Source organism: Streptomyces ardesiacus, assembly GCF_003112575.1.
GTDB lineage: Bacteria > Actinomycetota > Actinomycetes > Streptomycetales > Streptomycetaceae > Streptomyces > Streptomyces ardesiacus.
Window position 1 is genome coordinate 76,749 of the sequence record NZ_BEWC01000002.1, and the last position, 19,928, is coordinate 96,676.

Consider the following 19,928-nt stretch of genomic DNA (forward strand, 5'->3'; position numbering starts at 1 on the left):
CCCAGCCCTAGTCCTTGTCCTTGTCTCCGTCCTTCTCGTCGTCCTTCTCCAGGGACTTCAGGAACTCGGGGTTGTCGTCCGGCGCCACCCACTGGCGCCGCCCGCCGCCCTGCCGGGGGGAGGAGCCGGCGGGCTGCCGCTTCTTGCCGGCGATGATCCAGGAGAGGGATCCGACCAGCGGGAAGAGCAGCACGAGGATCGCCCACAGCGGCTTGGGCATGTGGCGGATGTCGGCGTCCTTCGTGCTGATGCAGTCGATGAACGCGTAGACGCTCAAGGCCAGTGGCACGAGGAACATCAGCACCCGGAGCATGGGGCCTCTCCAGCGGGAAGCGAGGGGTAGGGGACGCGTCACGGCCCCCAGGTACAGGGCCAGGGTAGCCGCTCGGGGATACTGGACGGCATGGCTTACGACGATCTTCGTTCCCTGCTCAGGGCACTGGAGCGCGAGGGCGACCTCAAGCGCATCAAGGCCGAGGTGGACCCGTACCTGGAGATCGGGGAGATCGTCGACCGGGTCAACAAGGCCGGCGGCCCGGCGCTGCTCTTCGAGAACGTGAAGGGCTCCGACCTGCCGCTGGCGATGAACGTCTTCGGCACCGACCGCCGCCTGCTCAAGGCCCTCGGTCTCACGTCGTACTCCGACATCTCGGACAAGATCGGCGGGCTGCTCAAGCCCGAGCTGCCCCAGGGCTTCGTCGGCGTGCGCGAGGCCTTCGGCAAGCTCGGCTCGATGACGCACGTACCGCCGAAGAAGGTGAAGCCGGGCAGCGCGCCCGTCCAGGAGGTCGTCCTCACCGGGGACGACGTGGACCTGGAGCGCCTCCCCGCCCTCTTCACCTGGCCGGACGACGGCGGCTCCTTCTTCAACCTGGGCCTGACCCACACCAAGGACCCGGAGACGGGCATCCGCAACCTCGGCCTCTACCGCCTCCAGCGCCACGACAAGCGCACCATCGGCATGCACTGGCAGATCCACAAGGACAGCCGCAACCACTACCAGGTCGCCGCCCGCCGCGGTGAGCGCCTGCCGGTCGCGATCGCCTTCGGCTGCCCGCCCGCCGTGACCTACGCCTCCACCGCCCCGCTCCCCGGCGACATCGACGAGTACCTGTTCGCCGGGTTCCTGCAGGGCAAGCGCATCGAGATGGTCGACTGCAAGACGGTCCCGCTCCAGGTCCCCGCACAGGCGGAGGTGGTCGTCGAGGGCTGGCTGGAGCCGGGCGAGATGCTCCCCGAGGGCCCCTTCGGCGACCACACCGGCTTCTACACCCCGCAGGAGCCCTTCCCCGCCCTGAGGATCGACTGCGTGACGATGCGGAAGCGCCCGCTGCTCCAGTCGATCGTGGTCGGCCGCCCGCCGACGGAGGACGGCCCCCTCGGCCGGGCCACGGAGCGCTTCTTCCTCCCGCTCCTCAAGATCATCGTCCCGGACATCGTGGACTACCACCTCCCCGAGGCCGGCGGCTTCCACAACTGCGCGATCGTCTCGATCGACAAGAAGTACCCCAAGCACGCGCAGAAGGTCATGCACGCCATCTGGGGCGCGCACATGATGTCCCTGACCAAGCTGATCGTGGTCGTCGACTCCGACTGCGACGTCCACGACCTGCACGAGGTCGCCTGGCGGGCGCTCGGCAACACCGACTACGCCCGCGACCTCACCGTCGTCGAAGGCCCGGTCGACCACCTCGACCACGCCTCCTACCAGCAGTTCTGGGGCGGCAAGGCGGGCATCGACGCGACGAAGAAGCTGCCCGAGGAGGGGTACACCCGCGACGGGGGCTGGCCGGACATGGTGCTGTCCGACCCGGATACGGCGGCGAAGGTCGACCGCCGCTGGAAGGAGTACGGACTGTGACGTCGGCTTCCGCCGCCCTGCCCCGGCAGCCGGGGCGCACCAAGGCCTTCTTGCGCCTGGTGATGATCGAACACTCGGTGTTCGCGCTGCCCTTCGCCTACATCGCCGCGCTGACCGCGATGTTCCTGTGGGACGGGAACATCCACTGGGGCCGGCTGCTCCTGGTCACGATCGCCATGGTGGGCCTGCGCACCTTCGCGATGGCGGTCAACCGGATCATCGACCGCGAGATCGACGCCCGCAACCCCCGCACCGCCCACCGCGAACTGGTCACCGGCGCCATGTCGGTCAGGCACGCCTGGACCGGCGCGCTGATCGCCCTGGTCGTCTTCCTCGGCGCCGCGGCCCTGCTCAACCCCCTCTGTCTGGCCCTCGCCCCGGTGGCCGTCGTGCCGATGGTGGTCTACCCGTACGGCAAGCGGTTCACGAACTTCCCCCAGGCCATCCTCGGCCTCGCCCAGGCCATGGGCCCGATCGGCGGCTGGCTGGCGATCACCGGCGAGTGGTCCTGGGAGGCGGTGATCCTCGGCCTCGCGGTCGGCATCTGGATCGGCGGCTTCGACCTGATCTACGCCTGCCAGGACATCGAGACCGACCGGCAGGTCGGCGTGAAGTCCGTCCCGGCCCGCTTCGGCGTCCCGGCCGCCATCTGGAGCGCCCGCGCCTGCCACACGCTCACCACGGCCCTGTTCGTCTGGTACGCCCTCGCCACCGACGCCGGCGCCTTCTTCTGGCTCGGCCTGGTGATCGTCGCGGGCGCCTTCGTCTACGAGCACACCCTCGTCCGCCCCACCGACCTGACCCGCCTCAACAGGGCGTTCTTCTCGGTCAACGGCTTCATCGGCATCGCGCTGTTCGTGTGCGCGCTGCTGGATCTGCTGGTGCGGGGCCTCACGGTCTGAAAACCCTGAGCCTACGACTAGGCTCGACACCATGAACCCAGGACAGACGCAGCGCGTGCCTTGGATCGTGGGGGTGTCCGGGGCGTCCGGCACCCCGTACGCCGCCGCCGTGCTGCGTGCGCTGCTCGCCGCCGGTGAGAGCGTCGACCTGGTGGTCAGCCGGGCCTCGCGGCTCACCCTGCTCGACGAGACCGGCATCTCCTTCCGCGACGCCCACTGGCAGCAGGACCTGCGTGAGTGGCTGGCCCGCGGAGCCGACGGCAAGCCGGACACGTTCGACGCGGACGTCTCCGGCGTACGGCACTGGAGCGCGGGCGACCTCGCGGCCGGGCCGTCCTCGGGGTCGTACCGGACGAAGGGCATGATCATCGTGCCCGCGTCGACGGCCTGTGTCGCGGGCGTCGCCCTCGGGCTGTCGAAGGACCTGCTCCAGCGCACCGCGAGCGTGACGCTCAAGGAAGGGCGCAGGCTCGTCGTGGCCGTACGGGAGACCCCGCTGGACGGCCGGACGCTGCGGCACCTGGTGACCCTGGACGACGCCGGCGCGAGCGTCGTGCCCGCCTCCCCCGCCTTCTACGCCGGGGCGACGCACATCCAGGACCTGGTGGACTTCGTCGCCGGACGCGTCCTCGACGCGGCGGGCGTCGGGCACGGCCTCTACCGCCGCTGGCGCGGCGACCTCGGCGGGGCCCGCCCCACCGGCTGAGCGCCGCCGCAGCACCACTTCCCCCACATGCTCGTGACTCACCCGTTTGTTACTCACATCTTCAGAACTCTTCAGTGGAAGGCTTCGATCGCATGGACGCGGTGGACAGGCAGCTCATCCAGGCTTTGAGGGAGAACGGCCGGGCCTCCTACGCGGAGCTGGGGCGCCTGGTCGGACTCTCGGGCCCCAGCGTCACCGACCGCATCAACCGGCTGGAGGCGGCCGGTGTCATCACCGGCTACCGGGCCACCGTCGACGCCGCCTCGCTCGGCCTCGGCGTCACCGCCCTGATCGGCGTCTCGCTCTCCGACGCCGCCGACCACGAGGACGTGGCCCAGCGCCTCAAGGAGCTGCGGGAGATCGAGGACTGCTGGTTCATCGCCGGCGACGACTCCTACATGCTCAAGGTGCGCGCCGCCGACGTGGACGGCCTGGAGAGCATCATCCGGCGGCTGTCGGGCACGAAGGGCGTGTCCCGGACCCGCACCACCATCGTTCTCTCCACCAAGTGGGAGAACCGGGTGGGCGAGCTGCCCGAAGAGGTCTAGTCACCGAGGCGTACGGTTGGTCCGTCTGTCTCAGAAAGAGGTATCGCATGGACGCCGGGCTCAAGCGCGAGCTGGAGCAGAAGGTCCGCTCCGGAGAGCGGGTGACCCGCGAGGACGGCATCGCGCTGTACGAGTCGGACGATCTCGCCTGGCTCGGCGGCCTCGCGCACGAGGTGCGGACGCGGAAGAACGGCGACGTGGTCCACTTCAACGTCAACCGCCACCTCAACATGACCAACGTGTGCACCGCCTCCTGCGCGTACTGCTCCTTCCAGCGCAAGCCGGGGGAGAAGGACGCGTACACGATGCGCATCGAGGAGGCGGTGAAGCTCGCCAAGGAGATGGAGGGCGAGAACCTCACCGAGCTGCACATCGTCAACGGCCTGCACCCCAACCTGCCGTGGCGCTACTACCCGCGCTCGCTGCGCGAACTGAAGGCCGCGCTGCCGGACGTCGCGCTCAAGGCCTTCACGGCGACGGAGATCCACCACTTCGAGACCATCTCCGGGATGTCCGCCTCCGACATCCTCGACGAACTGATCGACGCCGGTCTGGAGTCCCTGACCGGCGGCGGCGCGGAGATCTTCGACTGGGAGGTGCGGCAGCACATCGTCGACCACCGCACCCACTGGGAGGACTGGTCCCGCATCCACCGCCTGGCCCACGAGAAGGGCCTGAAGACCCCGTGCACCATGCTCTACGGCCACATCGAGGAGCCGCGCCACCGCGTGGACCACGTGCTGCGCCTGCGTGAGCTGCAGGACGAGACGGGCGGCTTCCAGGTCTTCATCCCGCTGCGCTACCAGCACGACTTCGTGGACATGAAGGACGGCAAGATCCGCAACCGCCTCCAGGCGCGTACGCAGATGGCGACCGGCGCGGAGGCCCTGAAGACCTTCGCGGTCTCGCGTCTCCTGTTCGACAACGTCCCGCACGTCAAGGTCTTCTGGGTCATGCACGGCGTCCAGACCGCCCAGCTCGCCCTGCAGCACGGCGCGGACGACATGGACGGCTCGGTCGTCGAGTACAAGATCACGCACGACGCGGACGACTTCGGCACGCCGAACAAGCTGACGCGGGAGGACCTGCTGGACCTCATCCGCGACGCGGGGTTCCGGCCGGTCGAGCGCAACACGCGGTACGAGATCCTCCGGGAGTACGAGGGTCCCGACCCGGCGCGCCGGGAGGCGCCGCAGCCGATGCGGGTGTGAGTCTCCGGCTGTCGCCCGGGTCCGGGTGCGCGGGGGGCCGGTCGCGCGGCTCCCCGCGCACCTGACACGGGACCGTCCCGGTGCCGTGCCGGCAGGCGCGAGGTCGCGTCCCGAAGGGCCGCGGGGCACTGCGCGACCGGCCACCTGCGACCCGCACCCGGCACGGGTCCGCAGGAGAACGGCGGGTACCCGCACCGCATGGCCGGTACCGAGGACGCCTACACCGCCGAACCCTTCGTTCCACGGCGCGGCGGCCTTCCCGCCCTGCGCGAGGCGGCAGCCGGATGTCGCGGCTGCCCCCTGCACCGGGACGCCACCCGGACCGTCTTCGGCGCCGGCGAGGCCACCGCCCGCGTCATGCTCGTCGGCGAGCAGCCCGGCGACCAGGAGGACCGCCAGGGCAAGCCCTTCGTCGGCCCCGCCGGCAGGCTCCTCGACCGGGCGCTCGCGGACGCCGGCATCGACCCGGCGGACGCCTACGTCACCAACGCCGTCAAGCACTTCAAGTTCACGCGGGCCGAACCCCGCAAGCGCCGTATCCACAAGGCGCCCACCCTGCGCGAGACGGCGGCCTGCGGTCCCTGGCTGGCCGCCGAACTGGACCGGGTGGCGCCCGAGCTGATCGTGGTGCTGGGCGCCACGGCGGGCAAGGCGCTGCTCGGCTCGTCGTTCCGGGTCACGCGGGTGCGCGGCACGGTGCTGGAGGAGGAGATCCACGGGCGTCCGCAGCGGCTCGTGCCGACCGTGCACCCTTCGGCCGTCCTGCGGGCCGACGACCGGGACGGGGCGTACCAGGGGCTGGTCTCCGACCTGAAAATCGCCGCACGGGAAATCGGGTAATAGCTACTATGGGTCGGTGTCCCTTACTTTCACTTTCGATCCGCCCCTCACCCGCGACCTCCGCGACGGCGTCCTCGACCTGTGGACCGACGTCTCCAACGCCGGCGGCTCCGTGGGCTTCGTACCGCCCGTGACGCGCGAGGACATCCGCCCCGAGCTGGTCAGACACCTGGTGGGCATGGCCGAGGGGCGTACCCGGCTGCTCGTCGGTCACGACGAGGAGGGGCGAGTGGCCGCCACCGCCTTCCTCGCCCTCAACACCCACCGGCTGATGCGGCACTGGCTGTGGCTCTACACGGTCATGGTCCACCCGCGCCACCAGGGCCGCGGCTACGGCCGGGACCTGATGGGCGCCGCCGCGGAGGCCGCCCGCACCTGCGAGGGCATCGAGGCGATCCGGCTCACCTGCCGGGGCGGGCTCGGCCTGGAGCGGTTCTACGAGTCCTGCGGCTACAAGGAGGTCGGCCGCGTCCCCGGCGCCATCCGGGTCGCCCCCGGCGACGACCGGGACGACGTCTTCCTGCTGCTGCCCCTCGGGTGACCCCCGGCCGGTCCCGGCCGACCCCCCTGCAGGACCGGCGGCACGGCATGTTTCACTGGACAGTGCCTCTTTGTGCCAGAAACGGAAGAGTGGATTGAGATGCTCCGCTACACGCTGATGCGCCTCGGGATCTTCGCAGGCTGCCTCGTGGTCGTCTGGGGGCTCGTCTACGCCGGAGTGTTCCCACGCGGCCTCGGCGACTCCAACGGCATGTGGATCCTCCTGCTCTCCCTGCTGGTCTCCGCCCCCATCAGCTACGTCGCGCTGCGCAAGGAGCGGGACCGGGCCTCGGAGCAGGTCGCGGGCCGGGTCACCCGCATGAAGGCCAACCTGGAGGCCAACCGCGGCCAGGAGGACAGCGCCGACGACGCCGCACGGGCCCAGGGCCAGACCTCGTAACGTCCGTCACGCACCCGCACGCCCCGGCTTCCGAATTCACCGGAAACCGGGGCGCTTTGGGTTCTGAGGGCGGGGTCCCGCCCCGACCTCTCAAAGTATGGCTTTGAGTGTCTCAAAGCGCTGGTGTTAAAGTCGTGCGCATGAAGCAAGCAGCCGCGCCCCTCACACCGCAGCGCCTCGCGCTCGTGGCGCGCCTGCACGTGGACCTCTGCCGGAACGCGTCCGCGAACTGTCGCCCCTGACGTTCCCCCCTCATCCAGTCGTTCCCACGTCAGCTCAGCGCATCCCGCACCCCGTCCCGCGTGCCGTCCCCTACGGAGCATGTCCGTGTCCTCAGAGTCCTCTGCGTCTTCCGCCGCGAAGCCCACGCAGCCCGCCAAGTCCCCGAAGCTCCCGAAGTACCTCAAGGTCCCCTTCTGGGCCCAGATACTCGCCGGCCTCGTCCTCGGTGTCCTGCTGGGCTGGCTGGCCCGCAGCCAGGACATATCCTGGCTCGTCACCACCCTGGAGAAGGTCGGTGACACCTTCATCGGCCTGCTGAAGCTGGCCGTCGCCCCGCTGGTCTTCTTCGCGATCCTCGTCTCGATCACCAACCTGCGGAAGGTCAACAACGCGGCCCGCCTGGCGACCCGCACCCTCCTCTGGTTCATGATCACGTCGCTGATCGCGGTGGCCATCGGCCTCGTCATCGGCCTGGTCACCAACCCCGGCTCCGGCACCGGCCTCACCCCGGCCGACGGCGCCCGGCCCGAGCACACCGGTTCCTGGATCGACTTCCTGACCGGCATCGTGCCGACCGACGTCATCACGCCGTTCACCGAGCTGAACGTCCTGCAGATCGTCTTCATGGCCGCCGTCGCCGGCATCGCCGCCCTCCAGCTCGGCGAGCGGGCCCAGCCGATCCTCAACCTGAGCGAGTCCGTCCTCGAACTCCTCCAGAAGGCCCTGTGGTGGGTCATCCGCCTCGCCCCGCTCGGCACCGTCGGCCTCATCGGCAAGGCCATCGCCACCTACGGCTGGGACCTCATCGGCAAGTACGCCACCTTCACCGCCGACATCTACGTCGGCTGCGCGATCGTGCTGTTCGTGGTCTACCCGGCGCTGCTCGCCACCGTCGCCAAGGCCAGCCCGCTCCAGTTCTTCAAGGGCGCCTGGCCCGCCATCCAGCTGGCCTTCGTCTCCCGCTCCTCGGTCGGCACCATGCCGCTGACCCAGAAGGTCACCGAGCGCCTCGGCGTCCCGAAGGAGTACGCCTCCTTCGCCGTGCCGTTCGGCGCGACGACCAAGATGGACGGCTGCGCCGCGATCTACCCGGCGATCGCCGCGATCTTCGTCGCGCAGATCTTCGGCATCGACCTCGGGGTCGGCGACTACCTGCTGATCGCCTTCGTCTCGGTGGTCGGCTCCGCCGCCACGGCCGGCCTCACCGGCGCCACGGTCATGCTCACCCTGACCCTCTCCACCCTGGGCCTGCCCATGGAGGGCGTCGGCCTCCTCCTCGCCATCGACCCGATCCTGGACATGATGCGCACGGCGACGAACGTTGCGGGCCAGGCGCTCGTTCCGGTGATCGTCTCCGCCCGCGAGGGGCTGCTCGACCGCGAGGCGTACGACCAGGCGCACGCCTCGCCGATCGACGAGCCGGACCGGGACAAGCAGGACGCGGAGCCGGTCCCGGTCGCCGCCTGACCACCGGGTCCCGGGCGTCGGCGTCCGGGACACGGCCGCACGGACCGTACGCTGAACCGCATGGGTGCAGGGAAGACCAAGCGGATGCCGCGTGCGGTCCGTGAGCAGCAGATGCTGGACGCCGCCGTGGGCGTCTTCGGCCGGCGCGGGTACATGGCGGCGTCGATGGACGAGATCGCCGAACTGGCGGGCGTGTCCAAGCCGCTGGTGTACCTGTACCTGAACTCGAAGGACGACCTCTTCAGCGCCTGCATCGGCCGCGAGGCCCGCGCCCTCACCGAGGCGGTGCGGGCCGGGGTGCGTCCGGGGCTGTCCGCCGACGGGCAACTCTGGTCGGGGCTGCGGGCGTTCTTCACCCACACCGCGCGTCATCCGGACGCCTGGCGGATGCTGCATCTGCACGCCCGTACGCACGGCGAGCGGTTCGCCGCCGAGGTCGCGGCGATGCGCGAGGAGATCGTCGCCTTCGTGACCCACCTGATCGCCGCCGCGGCGCGGGACGCGCACCGGGACCCGCATCTGGCCGAGGGCGAGGTCGCCGGGCTGGCCGAGGCGCTGGTCGGCGCCGCCGAGTCGCTCGCCGACTGGGCGGGCGCCACCGAGGGGGTCACCGCCAAGCAGGCGGCGGCGACCCTGATGAACTTCGCCTGGGCCGGTCTGGGCGACCTGATGGCGGGCCGCCCGTGGGCCGCGCCGGAGGAGCCCGAGGCGGAGGAGTCCCCGCCGGAGGAGCCCGCGCCGGAGCCGGGCAAGGCGCCGGGCGGGGCGGTCCCGGTTCAGGCCGGGTAGGGCCCGACCTCTCCCCGGACGTGCAGCCGCCCGTCGCGGGCGCCGCGCAGTTCGAACCGCCCGCACGTGCCCTCCTCGGCGCCGTACGCCACCGTCCCCGGCAGCAGCACCGGTGCCCGGAACTCCGCCCGCACCACGGCCGCGTCCGGTGTCCCGTGCTCGGCCAGGCACCGGGCCACGGTCCACATGCCGTGCGCGACGGCCCGCGGGAAGCCGAACGTGCGGGCGGTGAGCGGGTGCAGGTGGATCGGGTTGCGGTCCCCGGACGCGGCACCGTAGCGGCGTCCGACGTCCCCGGCGAGCCGCCACTCGGCGCGGGCGGGGAGGGGGTCGCGAGGACCGGACGGGGCTTCGGAGGTGCGGTCGGCGGCGTCGGTGCGGTGCCGGGCCAGGTAGGTGCTGCGCGACTCCCACACGAGGTCGGCGCCGGCGCGCGCCTCCGTGACCACCGTCGCCTCGGTGCCCCGCCGGTGCGGGGCGAGTCCCTCGACGTGCACCGCGAGCCGGTAGGCGGCGTGCGCGGGCATGGCGGCGTGCCGGGTGATGTCGAGGGAGGTGTGGACGAGCCCGAGCAGGGGCAGCGGGAAGTCCCGGGCGCTCATCAGGCGCATGGCCAGCGGGAACCCCAGCACGTGCGGATAGGTCACCGGAAGCGCGTCCGCGCCGGTCGCGAACCCGCACACCCGCTCGTACGCCGAAAGACGCGCGAGGTCCACGCGCAGGTGGGGCAGGACCAGCCGGGTGCGGGGGAAGTCCGCGTCCGGGCGGGGCCGCTTGAGGGGCGACAGGAGCGCGCCGCGGGCGAGGAGCGGGGGGAGCGCGGGGACGCCGGTCAGGGTGCGGGTGGTGGGGGCCGCCGTGGTCATCAGGCCCCCAACAGGCTCTGGCCGCAGACCCGTACGACCTGGCCGTTGACCGCTCCGGAGGCCGGGTGGGCGAGCCAGGCGGTGGTCCGGGCGACGTCGACGGGCAGGCCGCCCTGGGCGAGGGAGTTCATGCGGCGGCCGGCCTCGCGGATGAGGAGCGGTACCGCCGCCGTCATCTTCGTCTCGATGAACCCGGGTGCCACCGCGTTCACCGTCACCCCGTGCTCGTCGAGCGCGCGCGGCGCGAGCGAGCGGACCAGGCCGACGATGCCCGCCTTGCTGGCGCCGTAGTTGGTCTGTCCCGCGTTGCCGGCGAGCCCGGCGATGGAGGCCGTCGCCACGATCCGTCCGCCCCGGTTGACCGCGCCCGCGGCGAGCAGCGCGTCGGTGGTGCGCAGGACGCCGGCGAGGTTGACGTCGAGGACGGAACTCCAGCGTTCGGCGGGCATGTTGACCAGGCGCCGGTCGCGGGTGATGCCCGCGTTGTGGACGAGGACGTCGAGTCCGCCGGGCAGGGCCTCGGCGATGCGCTCGCCCGCGTCGGCGGCGGTGATGTCGAGCGCGAGGGCGGTGCCGCCCAGGCGTTCGGCGGCGCGGCGGGCCGCGTCCTCGGCCTGCGGCACGTCGAGGACGACGACCTGGGCGCCCTGCCCGGCCAGCGTCTCGGCGACGGCGGCGCCGATGCCCCGGGCGGCTCCGGTGACCAGGGCGGTGCGCCCGGCGAGGGGCAGGTCCCCGTCGTCGGGTTCCTGCTCCCCACCGGTCGTCCCGACCTCGATGACCTGGCCGCTGACGTAGGCGGAGGCGGGGGAGAGGAGGAAGCGGAGGGTGGACTCGGCGGGGGCCGCCTCGGTGAGCCGTACGAGGTTGACCGTCCTGCCCCGCCCGATCTCCTTGCCCAGCGAGCGGGTGAACCCCTCCAACGCCTGCTGGGCGGCGGCCTGGTGGTGGTCGTCGGCGGCGAGCGGGGCGCCGAGCACGACCACGCGGCCGCTCGCGGCGACGGACCCTGCGACGGGGTGCAGGGCGGCGTGCACGTCGGCGAGCGCGGCGACGTCGCGTACGCCGGTGGCGTCGAGGACGACGGCGGCGGGGCGGCCGTTCACGTCGGCGGGGAGGCCGGTGCGGGCCAGGACCGGCGCGAGGTCGAGGTCGGACTTCCCGGCCGTGAGATGGAGCAGTCCGCCGTCGAGCGCGTCCCGCCGCAGCTCGGCGGGTTGGGGCAGACCCAGCCGGCGGGTGAGGAAACGGCCGGGTGCGGTGCCGGTGAAGCTGAGATAGCGGTCGGCCATGTCTGTCTCCCAGGCGGCTGCGACGTGGTCCAGAGGCCGGTCGTGGGCGCTCCCCGCGCACGCCGTGCCCACAACTGCTTACTCTGGAGTAAGGTTACCGGAGGTAAGCCTATGTCACGGGTGAGGAGCAGGTCGAGATGAGCCCTCTGGCAGCGCAGCCCGCGCGCCGCGTCGCGGTCCTCGGCGGCGCACGCGTCCCCTTCGCCCGTTCCGACGGGCCCTACGCCACCGCCTCCAACCAGGAGATGCTCACCGCGGCCCTCGACGCGCTGGTCGAGCGGCACGGCCTCCAGGAGCCGGGCGCGGTCGGCGAGTTCGTGGCCGGCGCGGTCCTCAAGCACAGCCGCGACTTCAACCTCGCCCGCGAGACGGTCCTCGGTTCGGCCCTCGACCCGCGCACCCCCGCCTACGACATCCAGCAGGCCTGCGGCACCGGGCTCCAGGCCGTGATCGCCGCCGCCAACAAGATCGCCCTCGGCCAGACCGAGTCGGCGGTCGCGGGCGGCGCCGACACCGCGAGCGACGCCCCGCTCGGCGTCAACGACCGCCTGCGCCGCATCCTGCTGGAGGCCCGCCGGGCGAAGACCGCCGGTGCGCGGCTGAAGGCACTGGCGAGGATCCGCCCGGGACACCTGGTCCCCGACATCCCGCGCAACGCCGAGCCGCGCACCGGCCTGTCGATGGGCGAGCACGCCGCGGTCACCGCGCGCGCCTGGGGCATCACCCGTGAGGACCAGGACGCGCTGGCCGCCGCGAGCCACCAGCGGCTGGCCGCCGCCTACGAACGCGGTTTCTTCCAGGACCTGGTGGTCCCCTTCCGGGGCCTGGCGCGCGACCAGAACCTGCGCCCCGGCTCGACGGTGGAGAAACTGGCCGCGCTCCGGCCGGTGTTCGGCCTCGACGCCCCGGACCCCACGATGACGGCGGGCAACTCCACGCCCCTGACCGACGGCGCCGCCACCGTGCTGCTGGCGAGCGAGGAGTGGGCGCGGGCCCGGGGCGTCGAACCCCTCGCCTACCTCACGGCGTACGAGACGGCGGCCGTGGACTTCGCCGGCGGGGACGTCGCGGGCGGCGAGGACGGGCTGCTGATGGCCCCGGCGTACGCGGTCCCGCGGATGCTGGAGCGGGCCGGTCTCGGGATGGGGGACTTCGACCTCGTCGAGATCCACGAGGCGTTCGCCTCCCAGGTGCTGGCCACGCTGGCCGCCTGGGAGAAGCGCGGCCTGGAACCGGTGGACCGGGCCCGCCTGAACGTGGTAGGCTCCTCCCTCGCCACCGGTCACCCCTTCGCCGCGACCGGCGCCCGGATCGTGGCGACCCTGGCCACCCTGCTCGCCGAGCGGGAGGGACCGGGGCGCGGCCTGATCTCCGTCTGCGCGGCGGGCGGTCAGGGCGTCACGGCCATACTGGAACGAACGTGACTTACCCTCAGGTAACCCCCAACACTGCACAGGTCCGGCCCGGGACCGTCCCCGAACGCGCACCAAGTCCCCACGCGGACGCCGTACGATCCCGGGACTGACCGTCGGTAACCCCTGCCCGCGGAACCGGCGGTGAACGCCTCGGCACCCGAGGCACGTACGTCATGCAGCAGAGCAGCGACCGCAGGAGCGGTGTCTTTGCCGCACGTCCCAGGAGCCGCCCGTGTCCACCCCGCTTCCCTCCTTCGCCCCGTCCGCCGCCTACGCCGACGCGCCCGGCCCCACCCTCGTGGCGCCCGAGACGCGGAAGCTGGACGGGGCCGTACGGGAGGCGTACGTACCGCCGTTCGCGCCCCCGGTGCGCCGCGGATCCCTCGCGGACCTGCCCTTCGACAACGCGGCGGCCGTCCCGGGACAGGTCGTCCTCAGCCGCCGCTCACCGGAGGGGGACTGGTCCGACGTGACGGCGGCCGAGTTCGCCGGGCAGGTGCTGGCGGTCGCCAAGGGCATGATCGCGGAAGGGCTGGCGCCGGGCGACCGGGTCGCGATCATGGCGCGGACGACCTACGAGTGGACGCTGCTGGACTTCGCCGCCTGGGCCGCGGGGCTGGTCACCGTCCCGGTCTACCCGACCTCCTCCCTCTTCCAGACCCGCTGGATCCTCCAGGACTCCGGCGCCGTCACCCTGGTCACCGAGACCACCGCGCAGGCCGCCGCCCTCGGCCCCGAGCTGGACCGCATACCCGACCTCAAGCACCTGTGGGTCATGGAGAAGGGCCACGTGGAGCGGCTCGCGGAGCTGGGCGCACGGGTGCCCGACGCGGAGGTGGAGGTGCGTCGCGGCATGCTCGGCCCGAGCACCCTGGCCACCCTGATCTACACCTCGGGCACCACCGGCCGTCCCAAGGGCTGCGCGCTCACCCACGGCAACTTCTTCGCCGAGGTCGACAACGCGATCGAGCTGCTCTACCCCGTCTTCAAGGCGGAGACCGGCGAGGAGCCCTCGATCCTGCTCTTCCTCCCGATGTCCCACGTCTTCGGCCGCATGGTCGCCGTGGCCTGCGTCCGTGCCCGGGTGCGCCTGGGCCACGCGCCGAGCCTGAAGCCCCAGGACCTGCTGCCCGACCTGGCGGCCTTCCGCCCGACCTGCCTGCTGACCATCCCGTACATGCTGGAGAAGGTCTTCAACAGCGCCCGCGCCAAGGCCGAGTCCGGCGGCCGGGCCCCGGCCTTCGACCGCGCGGTCTCGGTGGCGGTGCGCTACGGCGAGGCCAAGGAGGCCCGCCAGACCGGCACCGGAGGCGGCCCCCGCCGCGGCCTGAGGACCGCCCGCTCCCTCTACGACCCGCTGGTCTACCGGAAGATACGCAACGCCATGGGCGGCCGGGTCAAGTACGCCATCTGCGGCGGCTCCCCCCTCGGCCGCCGCCTGGCCGCCTTCTACGCCGGCGCCGGCATCGAGATCTTCGAGGGCTACGGCCTCACCGAGACCACCGCCGCGGCCACCGTCACGCCCCCGCTCAAGCCGCGCCTGGGCACCGTCGGCTGGCCGCTGCCCGGCACCCGCATCCGCATCGCCGCCGACGGCGAGGTCCTCGTCTCGGGCGAGCAGGTCCTGCACGGCTACTGGGACCCGCAGGCCGGCGGCGTCGTCCCGGCCGCCCCCGACGGCTGGTTCGCCACCGGAGACATCGGCAGCCTGGACGACGAGGGCTACCTGACGATCACCGGCCGCAAGAAGGAACTGCTGATCACCGCGGGCGGCAAGAGCGTCGCCCCGGCCCCGCTGGAGAACTGGCTGCGCTCCCACCCCCTGATCTCCCAGTGCATCGTGCTGGGCGACCGCCGCCCCTACGTCTCCGCCCTGTTCACCCTCGACCCCGACGGCCTCACCCACTGGCGCCGCATGAACGGCAAGCACCCGGTGCCGCCCGAGCTGCTCGTGGACGACGAGGAGGTGCACGCGGTGCTCCAGCGGGCGGTCGACGAGGCCAACAAGCTGGTCTCCCGCCCGGAGTCCATCCGCCGCTTCGCGATCCTGCCCAGGGACTTCACCGAGTGGGAGGGCCACCTGACGCCCTCCATGAAACTGCGCCGCGACGTGATCATGCGGGACTTCGCGGCGGCCGTGGAGGGGCTGTACGAGGGGCAGGACGGCGCGGGGATCAGCGGCGGGCGATGAGACAGGCGGCCTGCGGGAGCGGTGCGGACGGATCCGCCTCCTGAACGCGCACCGTCCGCGACAGCACGGTGAACCCGGCCCGCTCCAGCAGCTCCGCCATCCGGTCCGGCTGCCGCCGTTGGAAGTCCAGGGCGACCGGGTGGCCCCACGGCCGGTCGTGACGGCGGGGCTCGTCGCCGGCCTGGAAGCCGAGCAACAGGTGTCCGCCCGGTGCCAGCACCCGCCCGATCTCGCCGAAGAGGTCCGGCAGCCGCTCCCACGGCGTGTGGATCGAGGAGTACCAGGAGACGGCCCCCGCCAGGGCGCCGTCCGGCAGGTCCAGCTCCAGCATGGACCCCTGCTCGAAGCGCAGCCCCGGGTTCTCGCGGCGCGCGATGGCGAGCATCGAGGCCGACAGGTCGAGGCCGAAGACGCGCAGCCCCAGCGAGGCGAGGTGCGCGGTGAGCAGCCCGGGCCCGCAGCCCAGGTCGGCCACCTCGCCCTCCGGTCCCACCAGCTCGGCGAAGGCGCCCAGCAGCGCCCGGTCCAGCGGGGAGTCGTCCAGCACGGTGCGGAAGCGGGCGTGGTAGTCCTCGGCGACGGCGTCGTAGAAGGTCCTGGTGGTGGCCACGAAGGCGGGGTCGGCGGTCATGGCGGGACCCTACGGGCAGCCACTGACAGCGGGCCCCGGAAGCCCGGCGGGGAATGCACGGAGCATTCATGGACGGCGGAATCCGCACAAGGCAGGAGCCCCGTCGCCGAAACCGGCGCGGGGCTCCTTGGGTACTGCTGTCAATCAGACAGGAGTGACATTCTCCGCCTGCGGACCCTTGGGGCCCTGCGTGACGTCGAAGGACACCTGCTGGTTCTCCTCGAGGGACCGGAAGCCGGTCGCGTTGATCGCGGAGTAGTGGACGAAGACGTCGGGGCCGCCGCCTTCCTGGGCGATGAAACCAAAGCCCTTTTCGGCGTTGAACCACTTCACGGTTCCGGTAGCCATAAGCCCTCCTTGGGCTCAAAGGGTTGCCCTGCTCCAGAACCAGCAAGTGTGAAGACTTTGAATGTCGCACAACTGCATACGTCTGAGAACGACGAGAGCCCGCGGTCACATGCTCCGCAGGCTCTGTACTGCAAGGGAAACCAAACTGCAACTTGCTGTGAGCCTAGCACGCAGGCCCCCCCGCGCAACAGAGGTCAAGATCACTTCACCCGAACGTTTGAACCGGTGCGCCGTTCGGCTGACGCCGGGGGTCGGCGACGGGCGGAACCCGGGGGAGGGCTAGCCTCGCGATGTGGACAATTCTCGCACCCGGCCGCGCGTCGGCCACATCCAGTTCCTGAACTGCCTGCCCCTCTACTGGGGGCTCGCGAGAACAGGGACGCTCCTCGACTTCGAGCTGACGAAGGACACCCCGGAGAAGCTCAGCGAGCAACTGGTGCGCGGTGATCTCGACATCGGTCCCGTCACCCTGGTCGAATTCCTCAAGAACGCCGACGACCTCGTCGCCCTTCCCGACATCGCCGTCGGCTGCGACGGCCCGGTGATGTCCTGCGTGATCGTCTCGCAGGTTCCGCTGGAGCGGCTCGACGGCGCCCGGGTCGCCCTGGGCTCGACCTCGCGCACGTCCGTCCGGCTCGCCCAGCTCCTCCTGGCGGAACGGTTCGGCGTACAGCCGGACTACTACACCTGCCCCCCGGACCTGAGCCTGATGATGCAGGAGGCCGACGCGGCCGTCCTCATCGGGGACGCGGCCCTGCGCGCCAACATGATCGACGGCCCGCGCTACGGCCTCCAGGTGCACGACCTGGGTGCCCTGTGGAAGGAGTGGACGGGTCTGCCGTTCGTCTTCGCGGTCTGGGCGGCCCGGCGGGACTACGCGGAGCGCGAGCCGGTCATCGCCCGCAAGGTGCACGAGGCCTTCCTCTCCTCCCGCGACCTCTCCCTGGAAGAGGTGGACAAGGTCGCCGAGCAGGCCGCGCGCTGGGAGGCCTTCGACGAGGAGACCCTCGCCAAGTACTTCACCACGCTCGACTTCCGCTTCGGCGGCCCGCAGCTGGAGGCGGTCACCGAGTTCGCCCGCCGCGTCGGCCCCACCACGGGCTTCCCGGCGGACGTGAAGGTCGAGCTGCTCCAGCCCCTGCGGCCCTGACACGACCGGGGTCCCGGCCCGGGCGGCCCACTACCCTGCTGGCAGGTACCGGCGTACGGGGGAGGGGTGGACGCCATGCGGCCGCTCGACAGCGACGAACCCACCGCCGTGGGGCCCTACCGGCTGCTCGGCCGCCTGGGCTCCGGCGGCATGGGCCGGGTCTACCTGGGCCGCAGCGCCGGGGGCCGCACCGTCGCGGTGAAGATCGTGCACCCGCACTTCGCGCTGGACGAGGAGTTCCGGGCCCGGTTCCGGCGCGAGGTGGACGCCGCGCGCCGGGTGGGCGGCGCCTGGACCGCGCCCGTCCTGGACGCGGACCCCGAGGCGCGCGTGCCGTGGGTCGCCACGGCGTACGCGGCCGGTCCCTCCCTCACGACGGCCGTCGGGGACGGCGGCCCGCTGCCCGCCCACTCGGTACGGGCGCTCGGCGCGGGCCTCGGCGAGGCGCTGGCGGCGGTGCACGAGCTGGGCCTGGTCCACCGCGACGTCAAGCCCTCCAACGTCCTCCTCACCCTCGACGGGCCCCTCCTGATCGACTTCGGCATCGCCCGCGCCGTCGACGGCACCTCCCGGACGGAGTCCGGGGGCGGCACCGCCTCCCTGACCTCGACCGGCGTGTCGATCGGCTCGCCCGGCTACATGTCGCCCGAGCAGATCCTCGGCACGGGCGTCACGGGGGCGGCGGACGTCTTCTCGCTGGGCGCCGTACTGGCCTACGCGGCGACCGGGCTGTCGCCCTTCCCCGGGGACTCCTCTGCCGCGCTGCTGTACAAGGTCGTCCACGAGGAGCCCCGGCTCGACGACCTGGACGGGCCGCTGCGCGAGCTGGTCGCCTCCTGCCTGGCGAAGGACCCGGCCGCCCGCCCCGCCCCCGGTGAGGTCGCCCGGCACCTGGCCCCCGAGGGCGCGGCCCGCCTGGTGAGCGGCGGCTGGCTGCCGGGGGCGCTCGTGGAGCGGGTCAGCCGCAGCGCCGTACAGCTCCTCAACCTGGAGGCGGCGGAGCCGGAACCGGGGGCGCGGGCGGGGGAGGCGTCGGGACCGGTCGGCTTCAGCCGCCCCTCGGTCACGGCGGACGGCGGCGCGGAGCCCGTGGCCGCCGGTGCCTTCGGGCCCCCGCCGGCGATGCCTCCGCCGTCGTCGTCACCCCCGCCCCCGCCTCCGCTCCCGCCCTCGCACTGGCCCGCCTCGCCCGTGGCCGCCTCGGCCCCGTCGCCTTCGCCTTCGCCTTCGTCCTCGCCTTCGTCCTCGCCCTCGCCCTCGCCGGTGCCCGGGCCGCGTGGCCCGGGGTCCGGTGCGGACCCGGGGTACGGCGCGGATGCCGGGTCCGGGTCCGGGTCCGGTCCGGGTCCGGCGCGCCCTCCGGGCCGGCTCGCGCTCTCCGTCGCGGCCACCTCGACGCGGGGCACCGGAGGCCGGGGCCGACGGCTGAGCTGCACGGTGGCCTTGGCGGTGGCGGGCGCGCTGGCGGCGGTGACGGTCGGATCGGTGTTCCTCCGCGACCTGCTGCCGGGCTCGGGAAGCGACGCGAACGACGCGGGCGGCGCCGACCGCTCCCCCGGACCGCCCGCCGCCACCGCCGGCCTCCTGCCCGGGCGCTACGTCGGCACCTGGGAGGGCCAGGCCGCCGCGCTGGGCGGCAAGCTGCCGCTGGGCACCTTCCGCATCACCATCGAGCAGGCGGACGTCGGCGAGGAGCTGGGCAGACTCCGCCAGACCGACGCGCTGGGCGGTGTCTGCGTCGACGTCATCACCCTCAAGAAGGTGACGGAGAAGCAGATCGTCGCCGGGTCCGTCGGCGCGGAGGACAACCACGACGGCTGCAACCCCGCCCCCACGACGGTCACGTTCACCCCGGTCGGCGACGACCTCGACTACGCGTCGCAGAGCGAGGAGTCGGGGCGGCCGCAGGCACGGCTGTCGAAGATCAAGTAGCGGGGCCGGGAGCGGGTGGCGCGGACTGTCCGCGCACGAGATGGCGCACGAGCAGGGCGATCAGGACGGCCGACACGAGCACGGTGGCCGCCAGCCCGACGGTCCCGAGGTAGGGGAACCGCTCGTGCACCCAGCAGGCGCCGCCCTCGCGGTAGCAGTCGCCGTCCCAGTCCCGGCGTTCCCTGGGCCGCCAGGATGCGCCGATGACGCCGAGGACCAGCCAGCCGGCCGCGAGGCCGGGCAGTGCGGCGAGGGCCCAGGCGAGCGAACGGAGCCTGCTCCTGCGCCATTTCATCCGGGTCAGCGGCGCCACGAGCGCGGCGGCGGTCAAGGGCAGCAGGACCCCGAGGGTCGCGCCGAACGCGTACCCGCCGCCGGGCCAGGCGGGGGCCAGGCCGCCCCACACCCGGTGGCCCCACCGCATGTCGATGAAGACGAGCGGAGAGATGAGGGCCAGGAACGCGGCGACCGAACCGACGACCAGCAGGCAGCCGGACAGCACGCCCACCACACCCCCACGCGGGGACGCGGACGGCGGGACGGACGACCGCCCGTCCCGCCGGTGCTCGTAGCGCAGGGCCGGTCTTGCCGCCCGCCGCCGCTTCGGCCGTGCCGAG

21 protein-coding genes are annotated in these 19,928 nt (G+C 72.5%); 15 read left to right on the forward strand and 6 right to left on the reverse strand.

Annotated elements, in window-relative coordinates:
* Positions 1-7 precede the first annotated feature (7 nt).
* Positions 8-313, reverse strand: a complete 306-nt coding sequence (locus Sdi02f_RS07245; RefSeq protein ID WP_108932965.1) for a PLD nuclease N-terminal domain-containing protein — start codon at positions 311-313, stop codon at positions 8-10.
* A gap of 90 nt (positions 314-403) precedes the next feature.
* Between Sdi02f_RS07245 and Sdi02f_RS07250 the strand changes: the two genes are divergently transcribed.
* The 11 genes from Sdi02f_RS07250 (at position 404) to Sdi02f_RS07295 (ending at position 9,486) form a co-directional block, all read left to right on the forward strand.
* Positions 404-1,861, forward strand: coding sequence for a menaquinone biosynthesis decarboxylase (locus Sdi02f_RS07250; RefSeq protein WP_030401666.1), 1,458 nt, complete (start codon positions 404-406; stop codon positions 1,859-1,861).
* On the forward strand, positions 1,858-2,763 hold the full coding sequence (gene mqnP, locus Sdi02f_RS07255) for a menaquinone biosynthesis prenyltransferase MqnP (protein WP_108932966.1): 906 nt from the start codon (positions 1,858-1,860) through the stop codon (positions 2,761-2,763). Before Sdi02f_RS07250 ends, mqnP begins: the two co-directional genes overlap by 4 nt.
* 55 nt (positions 2,764-2,818) lie before the next feature.
* Complete coding sequence (locus Sdi02f_RS07260) at positions 2,819-3,469, forward strand: UbiX family flavin prenyltransferase (RefSeq protein ID WP_031083445.1); 651 nt, start codon at positions 2,819-2,821, stop codon at positions 3,467-3,469.
* A gap of 92 nt (positions 3,470-3,561) precedes the next feature.
* The gene (locus Sdi02f_RS07265; protein ID WP_030401669.1) at positions 3,562-4,017 is read left to right on the forward strand and encodes an Lrp/AsnC family transcriptional regulator; all 456 of its coding nucleotides are present in this window, start codon (positions 3,562-3,564) and stop codon (positions 4,015-4,017) included.
* A 47-nt stretch (positions 4,018-4,064) separates the two neighbouring features.
* Positions 4,065-5,228, forward strand: a complete 1,164-nt coding sequence (mqnE, locus tag Sdi02f_RS07270) for an aminofutalosine synthase MqnE (RefSeq protein ID WP_108932967.1) — start codon at positions 4,065-4,067, stop codon at positions 5,226-5,228.
* A 198-nt stretch (positions 5,229-5,426) separates the two neighbouring features.
* A complete protein-coding gene (locus tag Sdi02f_RS07275) occupies positions 5,427-6,068 on the forward strand; it encodes a UdgX family uracil-DNA binding protein (protein WP_031185231.1) in 642 nt (213 codons plus the stop codon).
* Between the two features lie 16 nt (positions 6,069-6,084).
* Positions 6,085-6,609 carry a GNAT family N-acetyltransferase gene (locus Sdi02f_RS07280; protein ID WP_108932968.1) on the forward strand — a complete coding sequence of 175 codons (525 nt, stop codon included), beginning with the start codon at positions 6,085-6,087 and terminating at the stop codon, positions 6,607-6,609.
* Between the two features lie 99 nt (positions 6,610-6,708).
* Positions 6,709-7,008: a DUF4229 domain-containing protein gene (locus tag Sdi02f_RS07285; protein WP_030401673.1), complete on the forward strand. Its 300-nt coding sequence runs from the start codon at positions 6,709-6,711 to the stop codon at positions 7,006-7,008.
* Positions 7,009-7,148: 140 nt separating this feature from the next.
* On the forward strand, positions 7,149-7,250 hold the full coding sequence (locus tag Sdi02f_RS36825; protein ID WP_324603977.1) for a putative leader peptide: 102 nt from the start codon (positions 7,149-7,151) through the stop codon (positions 7,248-7,250).
* Between the two features lie 79 nt (positions 7,251-7,329).
* Positions 7,330-8,697, forward strand: coding sequence for a dicarboxylate/amino acid:cation symporter (locus Sdi02f_RS07290; protein ID WP_031083441.1), 1,368 nt, complete (start codon positions 7,330-7,332; stop codon positions 8,695-8,697).
* A gap of 60 nt (positions 8,698-8,757) precedes the next feature.
* A complete protein-coding gene (locus Sdi02f_RS07295) occupies positions 8,758-9,486 on the forward strand; it encodes a TetR/AcrR family transcriptional regulator (RefSeq protein WP_053638128.1) in 729 nt (242 codons plus the stop codon).
* On the opposite strand, the gene Sdi02f_RS07300 is transcribed toward Sdi02f_RS07295, so the two are convergent.
* Both Sdi02f_RS07300 and Sdi02f_RS07305 read right to left on the reverse strand, forming a co-directional pair.
* Complete coding sequence (locus tag Sdi02f_RS07300) at positions 9,474-10,352, reverse strand: MaoC/PaaZ C-terminal domain-containing protein (RefSeq protein WP_108932969.1); 879 nt, start codon at positions 10,350-10,352, stop codon at positions 9,474-9,476. The two genes, Sdi02f_RS07295 and Sdi02f_RS07300, sit on opposite strands and share 13 nt — an antisense overlap.
* Positions 10,352-11,644, reverse strand: a complete 1,293-nt coding sequence (locus Sdi02f_RS07305; protein ID WP_031083435.1) for a 3-oxoacyl-ACP reductase — start codon at positions 11,642-11,644, stop codon at positions 10,352-10,354. The genes Sdi02f_RS07300 and Sdi02f_RS07305 overlap by 1 nt, the downstream gene beginning before the upstream one ends.
* A 137-nt stretch (positions 11,645-11,781) precedes the next feature.
* Between Sdi02f_RS07305 and Sdi02f_RS07310 the strand changes: the two genes are divergently transcribed.
* Positions 11,782-13,068 carry an acetyl-CoA C-acetyltransferase gene (locus Sdi02f_RS07310; protein WP_108932970.1) on the forward strand — a complete coding sequence of 429 codons (1,287 nt, stop codon included), beginning with the start codon at positions 11,782-11,784 and terminating at the stop codon, positions 13,066-13,068.
* 223 nt (positions 13,069-13,291) lie between these two features.
* Positions 13,292-15,250 (forward strand): AMP-dependent synthetase/ligase, encoded by a 1,959-nt coding sequence (locus Sdi02f_RS07315; RefSeq protein WP_030401679.1) that lies wholly within the window; start codon positions 13,292-13,294, stop codon positions 15,248-15,250.
* On the opposite strand, the gene Sdi02f_RS07320 is transcribed toward Sdi02f_RS07315, so the two are convergent.
* Positions 15,234-15,881: a class I SAM-dependent DNA methyltransferase gene (locus Sdi02f_RS07320; RefSeq protein ID WP_108932971.1), complete on the reverse strand. Its 648-nt coding sequence runs from the start codon at positions 15,879-15,881 to the stop codon at positions 15,234-15,236. The genes Sdi02f_RS07315 and Sdi02f_RS07320 overlap by 17 nt on opposite strands.
* A gap of 144 nt (positions 15,882-16,025) precedes the next feature.
* The gene (locus Sdi02f_RS07325; protein ID WP_004984723.1) at positions 16,026-16,229 is read right to left on the reverse strand and encodes a cold-shock protein; all 204 of its coding nucleotides are present in this window, start codon (positions 16,227-16,229) and stop codon (positions 16,026-16,028) included.
* A gap of 292 nt (positions 16,230-16,521) precedes the next feature.
* Here Sdi02f_RS07325 and Sdi02f_RS07330 point away from each other — a divergent pair, with 292 nt between their 5' ends.
* On the forward strand, positions 16,522-17,379 hold the full coding sequence (locus Sdi02f_RS07330; RefSeq protein ID WP_030401681.1) for a menaquinone biosynthetic enzyme MqnA/MqnD family protein: 858 nt from the start codon (positions 16,522-16,524) through the stop codon (positions 17,377-17,379).
* 75 nt (positions 17,380-17,454) lie between these two features.
* Positions 17,455-19,311 (forward strand): serine/threonine-protein kinase, encoded by a 1,857-nt coding sequence (locus Sdi02f_RS07335; protein ID WP_108933265.1) that lies wholly within the window; start codon positions 17,455-17,457, stop codon positions 19,309-19,311.
* Here Sdi02f_RS07335 and Sdi02f_RS07340 read toward each other — a convergent pair.
* Positions 19,304-19,819: a hypothetical protein gene (locus Sdi02f_RS07340; RefSeq protein ID WP_031083430.1), complete on the reverse strand. Its 516-nt coding sequence runs from the start codon at positions 19,817-19,819 to the stop codon at positions 19,304-19,306. The genes Sdi02f_RS07335 and Sdi02f_RS07340 overlap by 8 nt on opposite strands.
* Between the last annotated feature and the right edge of the window lie 109 nt (positions 19,820-19,928).